Source organism: Alteribacter populi (assembly GCF_002352765.1).
Lineage (GTDB): Bacteria > Bacillota > Bacilli > Bacillales > Salisediminibacteriaceae > Alteribacter > Alteribacter populi.
The window spans coordinates 4,342,148-4,359,643 of the sequence record NZ_KZ293963.1 but is presented as its reverse complement, the minus strand read 5'-3'; the positions used below and the strand labels follow the sequence as shown (position 1 = coordinate 4,359,643).

General features: G+C 40.5%; 18 protein-coding genes. 8 read left to right on the top strand and 10 right to left on the bottom strand.

What is annotated here, in order from left to right; genetic code table 11:
• Positions 1–78: 78 nt before the first annotated feature.
• Entirely contained in the window at positions 79–1,215 is a 1,137-nt protein-coding gene (locus tag CDZ94_RS20190) for a DUF445 domain-containing protein (RefSeq protein WP_157812021.1), read from the bottom strand.
• A gap of 197 nt (positions 1,216–1,412) precedes the next feature.
• Between CDZ94_RS20190 and CDZ94_RS20185 the strand changes: the two genes are divergently transcribed.
• The 8 genes from CDZ94_RS20185 (at position 1,413) to CDZ94_RS20150 (ending at position 9,818) form a co-directional block, all read left to right on the top strand.
• Entirely contained in the window at positions 1,413–2,789 is a 1,377-nt protein-coding gene (locus CDZ94_RS20185; protein WP_157812022.1) for a YheC/YheD family endospore coat-associated protein, read from the top strand.
• Positions 2,790–2,836: 47 nt separating this feature from the next.
• Positions 2,837–3,928: a YheC/YheD family endospore coat-associated protein gene (locus CDZ94_RS20180; protein ID WP_157812023.1), complete on the top strand. Its 1,092-nt coding sequence runs from the start codon at positions 2,837–2,839 to the stop codon at positions 3,926–3,928.
• A complete protein-coding gene (locus tag CDZ94_RS20175) occupies positions 3,921–5,291 on the top strand; it encodes a YheC/YheD family endospore coat-associated protein (RefSeq protein ID WP_096440263.1) in 1,371 nt (456 codons plus the stop codon). Before CDZ94_RS20180 ends, CDZ94_RS20175 begins: the two co-directional genes overlap by 8 nt.
• A complete protein-coding gene (locus tag CDZ94_RS20170; RefSeq protein ID WP_096440260.1) occupies positions 5,288–6,475 on the top strand; it encodes a YheC/YheD family endospore coat-associated protein in 1,188 nt (395 codons plus the stop codon). Before CDZ94_RS20175 ends, CDZ94_RS20170 begins: the two co-directional genes overlap by 4 nt.
• A gap of 209 nt (positions 6,476–6,684) precedes the next feature.
• Positions 6,685–6,909, top strand: a complete 225-nt coding sequence (locus tag CDZ94_RS20165; protein WP_096440258.1) for a DUF5342 family protein — start codon at positions 6,685–6,687, stop codon at positions 6,907–6,909.
• Between the two features lie 59 nt (positions 6,910–6,968).
• Positions 6,969–7,148, top strand: a complete 180-nt coding sequence (locus CDZ94_RS20160) for a hypothetical protein (protein WP_096440256.1) — start codon at positions 6,969–6,971, stop codon at positions 7,146–7,148.
• A 125-nt stretch (positions 7,149–7,273) separates the two neighbouring features.
• Positions 7,274–8,170, top strand: a complete 897-nt coding sequence (locus tag CDZ94_RS20155) for a PucR family transcriptional regulator (protein WP_096440254.1) — start codon at positions 7,274–7,276, stop codon at positions 8,168–8,170.
• A 556-nt stretch (positions 8,171–8,726) separates the two neighbouring features.
• Complete coding sequence (locus CDZ94_RS20150) at positions 8,727–9,818, top strand: ABC transporter ATP-binding protein (RefSeq protein WP_096440252.1); 1,092 nt, start codon at positions 8,727–8,729, stop codon at positions 9,816–9,818.
• Between the two features lie 58 nt (positions 9,819–9,876).
• Here CDZ94_RS20150 and CDZ94_RS20145 read toward each other — a convergent pair whose 3' ends face one another.
• The 9 genes from CDZ94_RS20145 to CDZ94_RS20100 form a co-directional block, all read right to left on the bottom strand.
• The gene (locus CDZ94_RS20145) at positions 9,877–10,143 is read right to left on the bottom strand and encodes a hypothetical protein (protein ID WP_425352551.1); all 267 of its coding nucleotides are present in this window, start codon (positions 10,141–10,143) and stop codon (positions 9,877–9,879) included.
• 581 nt (positions 10,144–10,724) lie between these two features.
• A complete protein-coding gene (locus CDZ94_RS20135; RefSeq protein WP_096440248.1) occupies positions 10,725–10,925 on the bottom strand; it encodes an alpha/beta-type small acid-soluble spore protein in 201 nt (66 codons plus the stop codon).
• 260 nt (positions 10,926–11,185) lie between these two features.
• Positions 11,186–11,848 (bottom strand): CoA transferase subunit B, encoded by a 663-nt coding sequence (locus CDZ94_RS20130; protein ID WP_096440246.1) that lies wholly within the window; start codon positions 11,846–11,848, stop codon positions 11,186–11,188.
• Positions 11,849–11,868: 20 nt separating this feature from the next.
• Complete coding sequence (locus CDZ94_RS20125; RefSeq protein WP_096440244.1) at positions 11,869–12,558, bottom strand: CoA transferase subunit A; 690 nt, start codon at positions 12,556–12,558, stop codon at positions 11,869–11,871.
• Positions 12,559–12,595: 37 nt separating this feature from the next.
• Positions 12,596–14,125, bottom strand: coding sequence for an acyl-CoA carboxylase subunit beta (locus tag CDZ94_RS20120; protein ID WP_096440242.1), 1,530 nt, complete (start codon positions 14,123–14,125; stop codon positions 12,596–12,598).
• Positions 14,126–14,152: 27 nt separating this feature from the next.
• Positions 14,153–14,929 (bottom strand): enoyl-CoA hydratase-related protein, encoded by a 777-nt coding sequence (locus tag CDZ94_RS20115; RefSeq protein WP_096440240.1) that lies wholly within the window; start codon positions 14,927–14,929, stop codon positions 14,153–14,155.
• Positions 14,930–14,983: 54 nt separating this feature from the next.
• On the bottom strand, positions 14,984–15,886 hold the full coding sequence (locus CDZ94_RS20110) for a hydroxymethylglutaryl-CoA lyase (RefSeq protein ID WP_096440238.1): 903 nt from the start codon (positions 15,884–15,886) through the stop codon (positions 14,984–14,986).
• An 11-nt stretch (positions 15,887–15,897) separates the two neighbouring features.
• Positions 15,898–16,110 (bottom strand): acetyl-CoA carboxylase biotin carboxyl carrier protein subunit, encoded by a 213-nt coding sequence (locus CDZ94_RS20105; RefSeq protein ID WP_096440236.1) that lies wholly within the window; start codon positions 16,108–16,110, stop codon positions 15,898–15,900.
• A 16-nt stretch (positions 16,111–16,126) separates the two neighbouring features.
• Positions 16,127–17,488 carry an acetyl-CoA carboxylase biotin carboxylase subunit gene (locus CDZ94_RS20100; RefSeq protein ID WP_096440234.1) on the bottom strand — a complete coding sequence of 454 codons (1,362 nt, stop codon included), beginning with the start codon at positions 17,486–17,488 and terminating at the stop codon, positions 16,127–16,129.
• Positions 17,489–17,496 lie beyond the last annotated feature (8 nt).

Genomic DNA, 17,496 nt, shown 5'->3' with positions numbered 1-17,496 from the left:
AACTACTATAAGACTATAACATACATAATGGGTACAGTTCATCCTGTGACTATTATTTATTAAAGACACTTTCTAGCTCTAAAAAAAGAAAATGACGAGAAGACCTTGAAAAAAACCTACACAGCCACCTATGAGTGCCCCTAGCAGAGCAATCATTTTTAATTCTTTCTTTGCAATTGATAGAATCATTTTTTCTATTCGTGGTAATGGAAAGCTGTTAACTTGCTGTTTGACGATATCATCTAGCTTTAAATTTTGCAGCATTCTTTGCAAATTTCGTTCAATAATTACGGACAGAGTATCCAAAACCGTGGGTATCATAAGAATAAGCTGGTCTTCATAACGAGGCGCCCATTCATGCATCGGGCGTTCCCACTCACTAAGGATCGGAACTTTCTTTGCCATTTCCCCGGCAACGTCTCCCGCTTTCTCCTCCCAATTAATATAGGGGAAAAGTTCATTTAATGATTTTTTCCGTAGCTGTTTCCATTCTTTATGTAGCTCTTTTTCTATGAATTTTTTTGATTTCTCGTCCTCTAAAAACCGGAGAAGCTGTTGCTGAATCCTACTGGCAATCGGAATGTTACTCACCATACGACCGACCATTCCCCCGAAACTTCCTTTTGTTAAAAAGTAACGAGAAACCATTTCTTCAATCTTGTCTTTTCCCTCTTTTGACTGAACATAAACCTTCCCTTTTTTTAAAATCGCATCTGCTACATGAGGAATTTTTTCATTCCCCTTTTCCATCAAATCGCCAGGAAGCCAGGATTCTAGCGGTTTGTCACGATATTCTTTTGACGTAATGACAAGGCGCTCTGCTACAATGGAAATAAATTGACTTTTCGTTTTTTCAGAAGACCACTTCCCACCTGACTGCGCTTTCCACCATTGTTCTAAAGTAGTTTGATTGGATGTTAAATCCTTCACTTTTTTTGTAAACCAATCTCGGATATCGTTTAGAAGTGTTTCATCAAAAAGTTTGCTACGAACACCCTCAACGGTAATCAGGTGACCCACAACCAGCTTACCTAGCTGTTCCGCCAATTCTCCTCGTCGTTTCGGGATTAACCCAGGAGTAAACGGCATGCGATACCTCCCAATATAAATAGCCTGAAATGGTCTAAACAACATCCGGATCGCAATGAGGTTTGTTACCCCCCCAATCACCCCACCTATGACGACCATTAATATAAATAACGTTATTGCTCCCATCTTCATCACCTTCACGATAGTTTGCACCAATAATTCCAGAGGCTCATAGTATACGATATCCGCCCAGCAGGAGCAGATTGATACATTAGGCTAACTTCAAGTAAGTCATCTCGACTATGCATTGAGCTTATTTCCTTGCGACAAAAAGGAATCGTTTCTTTCTTTTATTCATATAGAGTAACAAATGAGGGATGTCCATGACGATCGTTCCGCAAAATCCACTGACTTTGATTCGTCACTTTAAGTTTAATGAAAGGATGAGTACGAATCAAATTGTCATTTCAACTAAAGACAATCCGCTCTCTGAATCAGAGGCGCTCACAATCAGCTTAGGATCATGGATAAAACAGTGTGTACTAGTACGAGATGAACAGGTAACTCCCGATACGATTGTCGTTCATCCAAAGCTCTTTTCTTCAGCAAGCCTGCTTAAAATAGATTACTCGCTGCAATTAGTTGATCAAAAGCGAACTCATTGGCGGTTTGGTCCTGTTATCGCAATGCTTGTTAGTGATGCTCAAGAAAACGAAGCGGCTCCTTTTGGACTGATGACTGAATTTGCAACGGAACTTGCCACTTACGCTAAGTCGACGAATGCTTTATTTTTTGTAATTCCCTTAAGTTTCGATCTAGAAGAGGAACGTGTTACTGGTTTTATCTTAGAAAATAGTAGTTGGAAAGTAAAGCAACTGCCTTATCCTGACGTCGTTTACAACCGGCTCTCCTCCCCCAAAAAAGAGACGTCAAAAAAAGGGAAACATTTTCTTAATCAATTAAGGGCGAAATCTATTCCTTTTTTTAACGATCGATTTATTCACAAATGGGAAATGCATCAACTCCTTGATGAGCATGAAGAGCTCCGGCCATATTTGCCAAAGACTATTTTAGGTCATGATCGCGAGTCTTTTAATCAAATTACGAAGCAGTTCCCACAACTTTACCTTAAGCCTATATGGGGGCGGGAAGGAAACGGCATTATTAGGGTTACTGTTCATGAACACTCATTAGAAGCAGAGTACCCTTCCGATACATCAATAAAGAGCTATCATTTCAATTCTTTTCACCATTTATTTAAGACGATCCTACCTCGTTTTAAGGAAAAACAGTATTTGGTTCAACAGTCAATCCCGCTTTTACAACTGGACGGATGCCTCATTGATATTCGGGTATTAACGACTAAAAACGAAACCGGAGAGTGGCGTGTGGCTTCAAAAATTGCCCGCTGTGGAGTAAAGGATCAAATCGTTTCGAATGTAGCGAAAGGTGGATCGCAAAGAAAACTTCTCGAGGTTCTAAATGAGTTAATACCAGAACCAGAAGCTTCCCAGTTGTTTCGTTTTATGAATGAATTAGCGATTGAGATCGCTCGCACCATCGAAGAAGAACTAGGAGATCAAGGTCACTTTGGTGAATTCGGAGTCGACATAGGGATCGACACAAACGGTCACCCTTGGATATTGGAGGTTAATTCCAAACCATCCAAAACCTACGAAAATACAGAGTCAGAGATAACAATTCGCCCTTCCGCAAAAAAACTGCTTGCTTTCTGTCAATATTTAAGTGGCTTCGAATGATTATTAACTGTTCGTATTTTCAACATGAATGAGAAGGAATGTTGCTCATGAGAAATTTAACATTTGGCATTTTACAGCTCGATAATGACCAGGAAAAAGAATACGTAACTCAAATTGCGATTGAAGGAGCAGCAAAAAATGCAGCTGTTCATTTATTTACTCCTTGGGATTGGGATGAAAAAACAAATCAAGTTAACGGATACCAATTTGACAAAAATAGCTTAAGCTTTCTTCCTGCCACTTTCCCTTTGCCAAACGTATTGTATGATCGTTGTTTTTATAACCGTACTCCTCAAGCAAAAAAAGCAGCAGCTATTGTAAAAGAGTTAAAAACGAAAGCTTATTTTCTAGGGTACGGCCTTCCCGATAAGTGGACGGTTCATCAATACCTACAGGAAGATTCATTTATTGCTTCTTTTCTACCTGAAACGCAGCTTCTCGTTCCTTCCCGGCTCGTTTCGATGATCAGAGAATACAAACACGTAATAATCAAACCATTAGCGGGTTCCGGAGGCAAAGGGATTCATAAAATTTCAAGGAAAAAGAGTGCTTTTGAATGGCTAGATGCTTTTACTTTGCAAACGTCGGTTCATTTGTCTTCCCCCTCTTTATTAAAAAACGAACTAAAAAGAAAGACAGCGGGTATTCCATACCTTATACAACCGTGTCTCCCTTTAATAGACAGTTATCACCGTCCGTTTGATCTCCGTGTCGTTTTAAGAAAAGACCGGCAAGGAAAGTGGAAAGAGCTTGGACGAGGAATCCGCACGGGAGAAACAGGAGGCATTGTCTCTAATTTACAAGCTGGCGGCTCTATTTCTTCGTTTTCTTCGGACCATTTAACTGAAACACAACGTGCTGATCTTACACGCGTCATCGACTCTATCGGAGGACACTTGGAGAGCCATCACCCTCGCTTATTTGAACTTGGCGTCGATCTTGGTTTTGATCAAAATGGTCGATTTTGGATTCTTGAAGTCAACTCTAAACCAGGAATGCAGACCGTTCTTTCTACAACTGACTTTAAAGGGCGCTCTACCGTCTATAAAGGGCCAATTGATACGTTTTTATTCATTAAAAACCGATACCACAAAAGACAAATGAAACGTCAGAAAGGAGCGAAGGTCATTCATGAATAAACTCATTAAAGCCTGGAAAGTAGCCACGCATTCTGACAATACGATTTTCATCCCTATTTCTTGCATGAAAGAGTTTTTCCTTACAGACGGCGTCAACATGATGATTCGTTTTGGTACAAAAGAAAAAATAGTCACCGTCCGTGAAAGTACAACAAATGAATGGAAGCTAAGTGAAGATATTATCAAACAGCTTCTCTTACCTTCTACAGGTCCATTGTCAGTGCATTTGTCGCAACAAACCCTTGCAATTGGCCCCCACATCGGTATTTATACTGCAGGGTTTACAAACTCCCTCCTCCGTCCTGTAGGTGAAAGGTCATTTTTATTTGCTAAGTATATGAATGCTGCCAAAAAGTTAGGGATTAGTACGTTTTTGTTTGGTGCTCCACATATTCATTGGGATGAAGGACTTGTTGAAGGGTATTTCTTTGATGAAAAAGGCTGGTCTAAAATTAAAACTCCCCTACCTGACGTTGTCTATGACCGGATTCCAAACCGAAAAACTGAGAGTCACCCTGGTTATTCAAATGTAAGAGACCGGCTGCAAACGGAATACCAAATACCATGGTTTAATCCTGGTTTTTTTGACAAGTGGCTTATTCATCAATCATTAGTTGAAACGAACGTACAACACTATTTACCAAAAAGTACACTGTCCCCGGATATGCAGACGATTTTAGACTATTTAAAAGAACATAAACAAGTTTACGTTAAACCTGCTAAAGGGAGCCTTGGCATCGGCATCCATCAACTCATTTACGTACCAGAAGAAGACATGTTTTATTGCAGGTTCCGTGACCGGGAAAAAAATCGGCTTAGACGTTACAGTTCTCTAAAAAGGCTAGTAAAAAAACAGTTTCCAAGTGGACTCGATCAAATGGTCGTCCAACAAGGAATCGCTCTCCTGTCATATCAAAATAAACCTATTGATTTTAGGGTCCATACTAATAAAGATAACAACGGGGAATGGCAAGTAAGTGCATTCGCTGCAAAAATTGCTGGGATTGGCAGTGTCACGACTCATGTCAAAAGTGGCGGGCAAATCAAGTCCCTGAGCGAACTAAAAAATGAACTCACCCTTTCAGAAAAATTATTTATTCAACTAAAGAAAGCCGCACTTGAAATCAGTGAAACGATTGATCAGAAGTTATCCGGTTACATTGGTGAAATAGGATTTGACTTTGGGATTGACGATAAACACCGGATTTGGATGTTTGAAGCAAATTCTAAACCAGGAAGGTCGATCTTTACCCACCCGCGTCTCAAGAAAGAAGATTATCTAACACGGCAATTACCATTTGCATATGGCCAGTATTTATTTCAACAATCACTAAAACGTAATGTCATGGTTCTTTCAAGATGATCGTTTATTATGACAAAGAAAACCATTATTGGTATCGAACAACAGGAGACAAAGGGCTATCTTTAGGCGCAAAGTTGTGTAGCCGCATAGATAAGCCCCCTTCTTCCTCTCCTTCGTTTCATGTTCGTTGTAAACACTCTATCCTTGGACCTGTCATTGCGATTTGGACTGACGACCATCAAGAAAAACCGTTTACAGGGGACTCAACGCTATATGAAAAACTCCATCATGCCGTTCAAAATTTAGGTGGTATTTTAGCAATTGTCCCCCATTCTCTTATTAACGATGATTTAACTATGGAAGGGTACGTTTATCAAGAAAGGGACGCTAATTGGATCCTTGCTGACATCGGTCGTCCTGATCTCATTTACAACCGAGTGCCATTTAGAAAAAAAGAAAGAACACAACCGTTCTCTATAATTTCTGACAAAGCCTTGAAAACAGGGATTCCTTTGTTTAATCCTTCATTTTTACTGAAAGAACAGTTATATTCCATTTTATCTAACAGTCGTGAATTAAAAACTCACATTCCCAAAACCAGAGCACTGACGTCTTTTTCAACCCTTAAACAATGGTTTCAAAATTATGATACCGCTTTTATTAAAGATACAGACGGTTCGAAAGGCCGGGGAATTTACCGCGTGCATAGATCTACTTTCACTCAGCCCGTAACTTTTCTCTTGCAAAAACAGCAAAAAAAAACACCCCCGCTTTCTCTCCAATCATTATGGACACTATTGCTGCCTGTTATTAAGAATCGTACATTACTTCTCCAAAGAGAAGTTACTCTTACAAAATGGAAGGGATGTCCATATGACTTCCGTATTCTCCTTCATAAAATCAGGGGGAACTGGATCTGCTCTGGAATTGGGATCCGCATTGCTGGTTCAAACCGTTATACAACCCATACTTTATATGGTGGACAATTAAAATCCCCTAAAGATTTTTCGATAGACTCAACAACAATTGAAGCGTTAGCCATTAAAGCAGCTCAGCAATTATCAACTACTCTTTTAGGGTTCTATGAGCTTTCTATCGACATCGGCAAAGATTTGGACGATCACCTTTGGATCTTTGATATAAACAGCAAACCAATGATCTTTAATGAACCTCATATTCAAGAAAAAGGCGCCTCCAACCTCGCCCATATCTTTCATGAATTAACTGGGTTCATAAACGAATGAAAGCTCCTTACACTTTGAGTAGGGAGCCTTTTCGTTACTTATTGCACCAGGTGCCTCGCCTTCAATTGCCTGTAACGCCTTTTGAGTAAACTTATATGTCCCGCTAAACATATCCCTCTCCTCCTTCAGTATGTTATTATAGGTAAATAATCAGAATCGTCTTACTTAATTTAGAACTTCAACTACGTTATTCGGAGGAAGAGGTCTTTATGCTTTCACACTTTCACTACCGCGAAATAAAAAATAATATGATAAATCGTGAATGGTCGTTTACGTTTTATTACAAACAAAACAAATACAAAGGGATGTATTTTAAGGATGGATCCATTAAGTGGGAACGGCCAACGACTAAGGAGATGAACAATGAAGAAAAATCTTTCTTAGAAGATTGTGTTCACGATTTAATGCTTTATCACGTCTATGAGGATCATTAAGCTTATGTATGTTTCCTGTCAATGCTCAAATACTAGCCTCTAAAAGGAGGAAGCAGTATATGAAAAGAAACGAAGCCGATTTCGAGGGACGCAAGCGTGCATTCATGGATATTGACCGGATGACAAATGAAGGTCTAGCCGGCGGACAAGACCATATCACCTATGGGAAACGACAAATTGATGAATCTTTGGATTTACATGAAGAAGATCCTCCACACGAGGGTGAGGTAAAAAAGTAAACAAAGGTTAAAGTGATCTTGAGAGGGTGTCTTAAATTACGTTTAAGGCACCCTTTTAACACTTATATAGCTTATAAGAAGCAAAGATACAGATACCTGTGAATAGGTAGAAAGGGAAGAAGAGAATGTTTGAAAAACTGAAAGAAAAGTATAGCCATGCAATTGTTCCTTCTGGTGGAATCGCTGAAGAAAACGATACGATACTCACCATTGAAGATGCAAATGGAGCTCAATTATCGCTAATAGAAAATCAACTTAGTCAAGACGAAAAACATCTTTTATGTACGCTCTTTACCCCTATTGAAGAACAAGCTATTTTGCCTACAACCAAAACAGAGCAGATATGGACGCGTATGCTCATTTATAAACAAAAACCTGTAAAATCGCCTGTACCACTTCCTGTCCGTTTTATTCACTTTCATGTTAAAGGAAATCTGACCGATCTGGACGGTTTCGCCGAGGCAATGCACAGTCTTTTTTCTTCGACTGAAGGTTTACTGTGGAAAAATAAAGAAGAAGGTGTACTCATCCAGCTTATGGATGCTGATTTTGAAGAAGAAGCTTTCGATGAAAGTGTTCTCGATGCCTTAATAAGTGATTTTTATGTGGAATTATCTATTTATATTGGCTCTTCTCAGCAAGAATCATCTAAGTTAGCAGAGAGATACGAAATGGAAACGGAGACCTTCCAAACTGCTAGGTCCTTTTCCCCTTCACAAACGATTTTCTATGAACATGAAGTTCTGACTCATTGGTTTTTAAGTACATTGGATGAAAAAGTTAAAAGTCGTCTAAAATCATTATTACAACCTGTTAAAAATGACCGGGAATTGCAGCAATCCATTAGAACGTATCTTCAATGTAATATGAACACCACCATGGCCTCCAAAAAAATGTTTGTTCACCGAAACACATTACAATACAGAGTCGACAAATTTATTGAGAAAACCACAGTTGATATTAAACAGTTTCCAAATGCCGTAGTTGCTTATCTGACTCTCATTCTGCTCGACTCAAAATAAAGAGATTAAGGTTAAGATTTCCTCCTACACGGTGTGAAGTGCCATGGCGTCGTGCGACAAAGGAAACTTGATTTTTCGCCCGAAAAGGTGAAAGTCTTAATTGACCTTATACTTTCATCGAAAAATGGTTTTATACAGAAAGTACAAGCATTTTCGACCGGCAGATTGAAGCCGTTTTCTGGCTTCTTCTGACGGGCTAAAATGACCTCGTGGCTGTCTTTCCTCTACTAGTAATGCTCCGATGTGTATCCTCCCGAGACAATCCGCAGCCTTATTCACGAAGTAATGCTTGTCGCAGAAGCTAGATATTACTTCAATTACTAATAAGTAATCACAACCTAAGCAAATATAAATTCCTAATAAACGACTAAGAAAGGGGGACTCTAGTAACTTCACCTTTTCACTTTTGTAACCGGTCGCACTTTGCACAAAAGATCGAGTAAGATTTGTGCACGTTTACAATAGTCAGTAATTGTAGAAAAAGGTTACACTTTATTCATACAAATGAAAACGCTTTTATATGAAGCACACATACTTACTAGTGGAGGGGAATTAAATGGCAGATATTACATTTAACAGTCTTTATAAAATTTATGATGGCGATGTCCAAGCTGTAACTGACTTTAATTTAGACATTCAGGATAAAGAATTTATTGTTTTTGTAGGACCTTCAGGGTGTGGTAAATCAACTACACTTCGAATGGTTGCCGGCCTTGAGGACATTTCCAAAGGTGAATTGCATATCGGTGATCAGCTTGTAAATGACGTCGCACCAAAAGACCGCGACATTGCGATGGTTTTCCAAAATTATGCGTTGTACCCTCATATGAACGTATATGAAAATATGGCCTTTGGTTTAAAGCTTCGTAAGTTCAAAAAAGACGAAATTGACCGTCGTGTACGTGATGCTGCTAAAATTCTAGGTCTTGAGGAAATGCTCGATCGTAAGCCGAAAGCCATGTCTGGTGGACAACGTCAACGTGTCGCATTAGGACGTGCCATTGTTCGGGACCCTAAAGTATTCTTAATGGACGAACCACTTTCCAACTTGGATGCAAAACTCCGTGTTCAAATGCGTGCTGAAATTACGAAACTTCATCAACGTCTACAAACAACCACAATCTACGTAACGCATGACCAAACAGAAGCCATGACAATGGCTACCCGGATCGTTGTTATGAAAGACGGTCTTATTCAACAAGTTGGACGTCCAAAAGACATTTATGATAACCCTGAAAATGTATTCGTTGGTGGATTTATTGGCTCTCCATCCATGAACTTTTTATCCGGTAAACTCATAGACGGTCATATTGAAGTAGGACCATATAAAGTAAAAGTGCCTGCTGGGAAAATGAAAGTCGTTGAAAATTACAACAACAAAGAAATTATCCTGGGAATTCGCCCAGAAGATATTCACGATGAGCCAGTTTTCCTTGAATCTTCTAAAGAAACCCAAATTGAAGCCAAAGTGGATGTAGCTGAACTTATGGGTGCTGAAACATTCCTCTATTCCAAAATTGGCGATCAAGAATTCATTGCCCGTGTTGATAGTCGTACAGATATTGGCAGTGAAGACAAAATCCAGCTTGCTTTTGATATGAACAAAGCGCACTTCTTTGATCCAGAAACGGAAGCTCGCTTGCGTTAATTTGTGTTTCACCCCCCTTTATATATGACGTCTCTCTTTGTTAAAAGGGAGGCGTCTTTTAATTTGTTTTTATCTTCCTCTCATCTATAATGACAATTCTCTCAATATGGCACGAGTCACAAAAAAGGAGGTGTGGACATTGCCCGATAGCGCTGTCTTTTTTAATTCCATCAGCAAGCTTTACAGCATCAATCTCCTCATAAGCGCTATATTTATCAAAGTAATCTGTGTATTTCCCACAATCAGTGAGAGGTTTTCCGCATTGTTCACACTGTAGTTCAATCTTGGTGAACCCGTTACATACAGGGCACATCCTTCCCATCAAGTGAAGCCTCCTTTTAAGTATTTTGCTTAAATACCGATTGCTGAATAACTCTTGAACTCAAATACAAAGGGTGCCGCTTCCATCGCTTCGCTTTCCGTAGTCAACGCTTCAGCCTCCCTCCTCATTCGCGAAAGGCGTGCTCATTGCCACTGCGGGGGCTTCTGCTGCTCTTGCAGTTCCTTGTCGCAAGAAGGCCATTGTTTCTTTTCCTGCTGTAGTCTCCGCCATTGCAGCAGCACCCCTTGGCTTTCCCATGAGTAACTTAAAATCAGGTGCAAGGTTTTTGCAAAAGGAGCGTTATTTCCTTGCAGATTCTCTCCATGAGAAAGAGCATATCCTCTTGCCACGCAGGCGTATGCTCCTTATTTAGCAGCCTCTTAATAAATAGCCTCTTTTTTCAAAAGACTGTTTCCAAATGATGTGTCATTCGAATAATAAATAAGGTATGATGCCTTCCAATTTATCCAAAGTTCTCGTTCTATTAAACACAGTCTGAAAGTTCACAAAAATACATTACGTACTCCACCTACATTAAGAGGGGGAGGTTTCCCTCCCCCTACAGCCATGTTATTCAATTATTATTATTGTTGCTGACCACCGAATTGCTGCTCAGCCATTTGTACTAGACGCTTCGTGATTTCACCACCTACGGAACCGTTAGAGCGTGAAGTTGAGTTGGCACCTAGTTCCACACCAAATTCTTGAGCAATTTCATACTTCATTGAATCCAACGCTTGTTGTACACCAGGTACAACAAGTTGGTTAGAGTTGTTGTTAGCCATGTCTCTCACCTCCTCTTGTACACCTAGTTTGTTTCAATTCCTTCAGTCTATGTGTAAAGGGAGATAGTAATTTTTAGGAAGAAGATTGGCTTTTCTCTGTAAACTAGGGTGAAATTCTCAAGAGGTAAAAGTGCTTAAAGTAAATCTGAAACATATCATTATCCGCTTTATAAGAAAAAACGTTGATTTTTACCTTCTAAAGTCTAAAAAAGACTGGCGATATAGCTCTATCACCAGTCTTTATTTACTACATGTGCGTATTATTTTTTTAGTTGTGGGTCAACAATCAGCTTTGGTTCAGTTACTTTTTGAATATCTTCAACTGAATAATCTCCAATGATTTCTTTTAACAAAAGTCCGTCATCGGTTATGTCAATAACAGCACGATCTGTAATGATTCGGTTAACGACTTGCTTCCCTGTTAACGGGAGACTGCACCCCTTAAGGATCTTCGGTTCTCCTGAACGATTTACGTGCTCCATAATGATGACTACTTTTTTCGCACCGTGAACGAGATCCATCGCTCCTCCCATGCCTTTGATCATTTTGCCCGGAATCATCCAGTTTGCTAAATCTCCATTTTCAGCCACTTCCATAGCACCTAAAATCGCTACGTCTATATGACCACCGCGAATCATAGCAAAAGATTCAGCACTACTAAAATAAGAAGCTCCTTTAATTGCTGTCACCGTTTCTTTTCCGGCATTAATTAAGTCAGCATCAAGCTCTGCCTCAGTAGGATAAGGTCCGATCCCAAGCAAGCCGTTTTCAGATTGTAAAACAACTTGCTTGTTTTCTGAAATATAATTTGCTACCATCGTCGGCATCCCAATTCCTAAATTTACGTAATCTCCATCATGAATTTCTTTTTCCGCTCTTCTTGCGATTAATTCTCGTAGTTTATGACGATCCGCAACACTCATGCAGAAAACCTCCTTTCTACTTATTGGGCTACTGTTTTTCGTTCGATTCGTTTTTCTTGTTCACCAACAATGAGTCGATTTACATAAATGCTCGGGGTATGGATATGTTCAGGGTTTAAACTTCCCGGCTTCACTAACTCCTCCACCTCTGCAATTGTCACTTTTCCTGCAGTTGCAACGAGTGGGTTAAAGTTTTGAGCTGTTTTACGGTATATTAGATTTCCGTGGTGATCACCTTTATAAGCTCTCACTAAACTAAAATCAGCTGTGAATGCTTCTTCGAGCAGATAATCTTTCCCATTAAACGTTCTCACTTCTTTACCTTCTGCAATCTTTGTACCTACACCAGCAGGCGTGTAAAATGCAGGAATGCCCGCACCGCCTGCTCGAATACGTTCAGCTAGTGTTCCTTGTGGTACGAGTTCCACTTCTAACTCGCCAGCTAAAACTTGCCGCTCAAATTCTTTGTTTTCCCCAACATAAGATGCGTAGATTTTATCAATTTGCTTGTTTTCTAATAATAATCCTAGTCCCCAGTCATCGACACCACAATTATTAGAGATAATCGTTAGGTTTTTAACTCCGGTCTCCCGAAGCGCTTTAATGAGGTTTTCGGGGATGCCACATAAGCCAAAACCACCAACAAGTAGTGTAGAGCCGTCTTTAATTTCACTCACTGCATCTTCAAATGAAGTATAAAGTTGTTTCACTGCTTTCCCCTCCTTTTCGGTGTTAAATGGTACTCAACTAAACCGGATATACTGCATGTTTCCGATCAGTAAACACCTGATTTTTTGAACGATATAAATCTAAGCGATTTTCCAGCTCATTGCGAAGCTGATTTGCTGGTACGATTTCATCTACAATCATCTCAGACGCAAGACGGTAAATATCAATGTTTTCCTGGTATTCAGTCCGTTTTTCTTGGATGAAAGTAGGTCGCTCTTCTGGTGGCAGTTCTTGAATTTTATTAGCGTACACGGCGTTTACTGCTGCTTCTGGTCCCATTACTGCAATTTGTGCTGATGGTAAAGCAATACAACAATCCGGTTCAAAAGCCGGGCCAGCCATCGCATAAAGTCCTGCACCGTAAGCTTTACGAACAATGACGGAGATTTTAGGGACGGTTGCTTCTGACATTGCGGAAATCATTTTCGCACCGTGACGGATAATTCCTGCCTTTTCAACCCTCGTTCCAATCATAAACCCTGGTACATCCGCTAAGAATAAAAGTGGAATGTGGTATGCATCGCACAAAGTAATAAAACGTGCTGCCTTATCAGCAGAGTCATGGAATAGTACTCCACCTTTCTGACTTGGCTGGTTTGCTACAATACCAACCGGTTCACCATTGATTCGTGCAAAACCAGTGATGAGTTCTTTAGCAAAAAGCTCCTTCATTTCAAAGAAACTGTCCTCATCTGTAACCCGGTCAATTAAATCTTTCATATTAAATGGTGCATTTTGGTTTTTTGGAATGAGATCTTCTAAGCTTTTTTCAAAATTTGGTACCGGTTTTCCTTCAACCTTCTTCGTTTTTTGTCTATAATTGCTCGGAAAGTAAGATAAGTATTGCTTCGCTTTTTCAATCGCTTCCTCTTCTGAAGCAACAAGAACATCTCCACAACCAGAAACAGAACAGTGCATTTTTGCACCACCCATTTCTTCAAGTGACACTTTTTCACCAATAACCATTTCAGCCATGCGCGGAGACCCTAAATACATGGATGCATTACCGTCTACCATCATGACAACATCACAGAAAGCAGGGATATATGCCCCACCCGCAGCAGAAGGGCCAAATAAAAGACAAATTTGTGGAATTTTACCTGATAATTTTACTTGGTTGTAAAAAATGCGCCCAGCGCCTCGTCGGTTTGGAAACATTTCAATTTGGTCAGTAATTCTCGCCCCTGCTGAATCGACTAAGTAAAGAAGTGGTACTTCCAGTTTTTCAGCGGTTTCTTGGATACGAATGATCTTTTCTACCGTTCTTGCCCCCCAAGAACCAGCTTTTACTGTCGAATCGTTCGCCATCACACAAACAGTTTGGCCATTTATTTTACCTGTTGCTGTTACTACCCCGTCAGCTGGAAGTCCTTCATTCTCTGAATTGGCAAACTGACCGTCCTCAGCCCAAGAACCTTCGTCAAATAACATACGAAGACGATCACGGACGAACATCTTCCCTTTTTCTTCGTTTTTCTGGTGGTACTTTTCACCACCACCCTGGTGAATCTGATCCACTTTCTCTTTCCACTTCACTTCGTTACTCATAGCGATCTCCTTTCTCATGTCCGTTCCTTATTCTCCAGTATATTGCGGCTTTCTTTTCTCTTTAAAAGCTTCCAGTCCTTCGGTTCGATCTTTTGTCGGGATTGTTACCTCATATGCTTTTTCTTCTATAGTAAGTCCCGAATTTAGATCTGTTTGGGCACCTAAATCCATCGCATATTTTGCTTGTCGCAGTGCTACCGGACCGTTTCCAGCCATCTTAGATGTAAGCGCTTCAACTTCAGTTAATAAAGAAGTTGATTCGCAAACACGGTTGACTAGCCCCCATTGCTCGGCTGTTTGCGCGTCAATTTTTTCACCCGTAAAAATCATTTCTTTTGCCCGTGGCATACCTATCGTTCGCGGCAGACGCTGCGTTCCTCCTGCTCCTGGGATAATCGCTAACGTTGTCTCAGTTAAAGCAAATGTAGCGTAGTTTACGGCAACACGAAGATCACAAGCTAAAGCTAATTCCAGCCCGCCCCCAAATACTGAGCCGTTGATCGCAGCAATTGTTGGTGCGGGAAAGTTTTCTACGGTATTGACAGTATCCCGAATACGTTTTACGGCTTGTGGAACTTCTTCAGGACTGAGACCACGACGTTCTTTTAAATCAGCACCGGCACTAAAAACTTTATCTCCTGCACCGGTAATGACGAGTGCACGAATAGAACGATCTGTAGCTAACTCTTCTAATTGATTCGTAAGCTCAATCAATACATCTTTAGAAAGGGCATTAGCTGCTTCCGGACGATTGATTTTGATCCAGACTACACCATTTTCTTTACTAATTTCTAAGTAGCTCATTGTCCACACTCCGTTTCTTGTAAGAAGTTACCACTCACGTTTATCCATTATTTCCTAGAGATCTGCGCGATGAATTTCCATTTGATGACTTTTTAATGGTCTTTGTAAGGAAGATTCAATAAACGAACCTGCTTCTTTTAGTTTCGGGAGATCAACGCCAGTATTAAGTCCCATTTCTTCGAGCATATGAACAAGATCATCCGTGGCTACATTGCCTGTAGCACCTTTAGCATAAGGACAACCACCAAGTCCTCCTACAGCACCATCATAAGTTCGAATGCCTGCCTGTAATCCGACCAAGGTGTTTGCTAGAGCCATTCCTCTTGTATTGTGAAAGTGTAAAGCAAGCCTCTCTGCAGAAAAGGTGTCTACCCAGTGGTTAACACATTTCTCTACTTGGAGAGGATTACCGACACCGACCGTATCTCCCAATGAGACTTCGTAGACGCCCATTTCAAAAAGTCGATGAGTAATTCTCTCCACTTGTTCAGGTGAGACTGCCCCCTCATATGGGCAGCCAAACACAGTAGATAAATAGCCTCGTACTTTTTTATGTGCTGATTTTGCTTCCTGAACAACTTCTTCGAGTACAGGAAGTGTATCTTCTATGGATTTGTTTATATTATTTTGATTGTGCGTTTCACTCGCTGACATGAATACAGCTACTTCATCTACATCCGCTTCTAATGCTTTCTCCAACCCTTTCCTATTCGGTACAAGAGCTGCATAAGTAACGCCTGGCTTCCGCTTAATCCGTGTCGCTACTTCAAAGCTGTCTGAAAGTGCAGGAATCCATTTTGGGTTAACAAACGACGTTACTTCAATGTATGAAAGGCCAGTTTCAGAAAGTTGATTGATCCATTCGACTTTATCCACTGTAGAAAGGAACTGTTTTTCATTCTGGAGACCGTCCCGAGGCCCTACCTCTTTAATAAGGACCTGATTTGGATAACTCATGGCAACCTCCTCTATTTCAGTGTCATTAACACGTCATCTTCATTAACGAAACTACCTTCTTCTACTTTCAATTCATCGATGACGCCATTTGTTTCACAAGTAATCGGAATTTCCATTTTCATAGATTCAAGAATAACAACCTCTTGACCCGCTGTCACTTCATCTCCTGCTGCTACTTGGACTTTCCATACGTTTCCTGCCATCGTTGTTTTTACTTCCTTCATGACTTTCACTCCTAAGTTAGACTTGTGTACGTTTTTTCTCAATTACATGCGTTTGAACAAACTGCGTTGTCGCTTTCCCTTCTTTAAACACGGGATGCTGTAGTGTTTCAACAAGCATCGGGATATTTGTTTTTATACCTTCAACCTCTGCATTTTCCAAACACTCCACTAGTTGAGCAATCGCCTCTAAACGGGAATGCCCCTTTGAAATCACTTTTCCTAGCATAGGGTCATAGAAAGGTGTCACATGTGTACTCTCCTCTACACCGAAATCATAGCGAATACTCGGCATATCAGGGAACGACCAGCGCTTTAACTTACCTGGAGAAGGAAAAAAGTTTACTGGATCTTCAGCATAAACCCGAACCTCGATTGCATGTTCATATGACACATTTCGCTCTTTTAGATCCATAATCCTCTTTTCTTCGGCAATTCGAATTTGCCATTCGACAAGATCTACTCCAGTCACTTCTTCTGTGACGGGATGTTCCACTTGCAAACGGGTATTCATTTCTAAGAAAAATATATTTTCTTTGTCATCGACTAAAAATTCTATCGTACCCACGTTTGTATAACCGATGTCTTTAGCTGCTTTTTCTGCATATTGGTATAAGGATGCTTTCGTTTCCTCACTTAGGTTGACCGCAGGTGCTTCTTCAACAACCTTTTGGTTTCTTCGCTGAATCGAGCAATCACGTTCCCCTAAGCATTGCACGTTTCCATAGATATCCCCTACGACTTGAGCCTCGATGTGACGAGGATTCTCTATGAATTTTTCCACATACAATTCGGCTGAGCCAAAAAATGTTTCGGCCTTTTTTATGACAGAAGGAAGAACTTTAATAAGCTCTTCTTTATGATCGACACGCTGCATGCCAATTCCGCCGCCTCCAGCAGCAGCTTTAATCATGACCGGATAACCGATTTCACGGCAAATTTTAGCAACAGTCTGCTCATCGTCAGCATTTTCTATCGTTTTTCCCGGAACGACAGGAACACCTGCTGCAATCATCGCTTCACGCGCAGCGATCTTGTGCCCCATCGTTTCCATGATTTTTTCATTAGGTCCGATAAAGGTAATCCCTGCTTCTTTTACGCGCTTGGCAAAATCAGGATTCTCTGATACAAAGCCATACCCAGGGTGAATGGCATCTGCTCCTGATTCTTTTGCCACCTCAAGAATTTTATCTATATTTAAATAACTTTCTTTTACTCTCGAACCACCGATCCACCGTGCTTCGTCTGCAGCCTTGACGTGTACACTATGTTCATCTGCGTCTGAGAAAACAGCAACCGTTTGAATCCCTAGTTTTTCACACGTTTTAAAAATCCGAACAGCGATTTCTCCGCGATTTGCCACAAGTAGTTTTTTAATCATCTTGATTC

Excerpts from the sequence above, each read along its gene's own strand:
- CDZ94_RS20190 (WP_157812021.1), bottom strand. The coding sequence starts at position 1,215 with ATGGGAGCAATAACGTTATTTATATTAATGGTCGTCATAGGTGGGGTG.
- CDZ94_RS20185 (WP_157812022.1), top strand. The coding sequence starts at position 1,413 with ATGACGATCGTTCCGCAAAATCCACTGACTTTGATTCGTCACTTTAAG.
- CDZ94_RS20180 (WP_157812023.1), top strand. The coding sequence starts at position 2,837 with ATGAGAAATTTAACATTTGGCATTTTACAGCTCGATAATGACCAGGAA.
- CDZ94_RS20175 (WP_096440263.1), top strand. The coding sequence starts at position 3,921 with ATGAATAAACTCATTAAAGCCTGGAAAGTAGCCACGCATTCTGACAAT.
- CDZ94_RS20170 (WP_096440260.1), top strand. The coding sequence starts at position 5,288 with ATGATCGTTTATTATGACAAAGAAAACCATTATTGGTATCGAACAACA.
- CDZ94_RS20165 (WP_096440258.1), top strand. The coding sequence starts at position 6,685 with ATGCTTTCACACTTTCACTACCGCGAAATAAAAAATAATATGATAAAT.
- CDZ94_RS20160 (WP_096440256.1), top strand. The coding sequence starts at position 6,969 with ATGAAAAGAAACGAAGCCGATTTCGAGGGACGCAAGCGTGCATTCATG.
- CDZ94_RS20155 (WP_096440254.1), top strand. The coding sequence starts at position 7,274 with ATGTTTGAAAAACTGAAAGAAAAGTATAGCCATGCAATTGTTCCTTCT.
- CDZ94_RS20150 (WP_096440252.1), top strand. The coding sequence starts at position 8,727 with ATGGCAGATATTACATTTAACAGTCTTTATAAAATTTATGATGGCGAT.
- CDZ94_RS20135 (WP_096440248.1), bottom strand. The coding sequence starts at position 10,925 with ATGGCTAACAACAACTCTAACCAACTTGTTGTACCTGGTGTACAACAA.
- CDZ94_RS20130 (WP_096440246.1), bottom strand. The coding sequence starts at position 11,848 with ATGAGTGTTGCGGATCGTCATAAACTACGAGAATTAATCGCAAGAAGA.
- CDZ94_RS20120 (WP_096440242.1), bottom strand. The coding sequence starts at position 14,125 with ATGAGTAACGAAGTGAAGTGGAAAGAGAAAGTGGATCAGATTCACCAG.
- CDZ94_RS20115 (WP_096440240.1), bottom strand. The coding sequence starts at position 14,929 with ATGAGCTACTTAGAAATTAGTAAAGAAAATGGTGTAGTCTGGATCAAA.
- CDZ94_RS20110 (WP_096440238.1), bottom strand. The coding sequence starts at position 15,886 with ATGAGTTATCCAAATCAGGTCCTTATTAAAGAGGTAGGGCCTCGGGAC.
- CDZ94_RS20105 (WP_096440236.1), bottom strand. The coding sequence starts at position 16,110 with ATGAAGGAAGTAAAAACAACGATGGCAGGAAACGTATGGAAAGTCCAA.
- CDZ94_RS20100 (WP_096440234.1), bottom strand. The coding sequence starts at position 17,488 with ATGATTAAAAAACTACTTGTGGCAAATCGCGGAGAAATCGCTGTTCGG.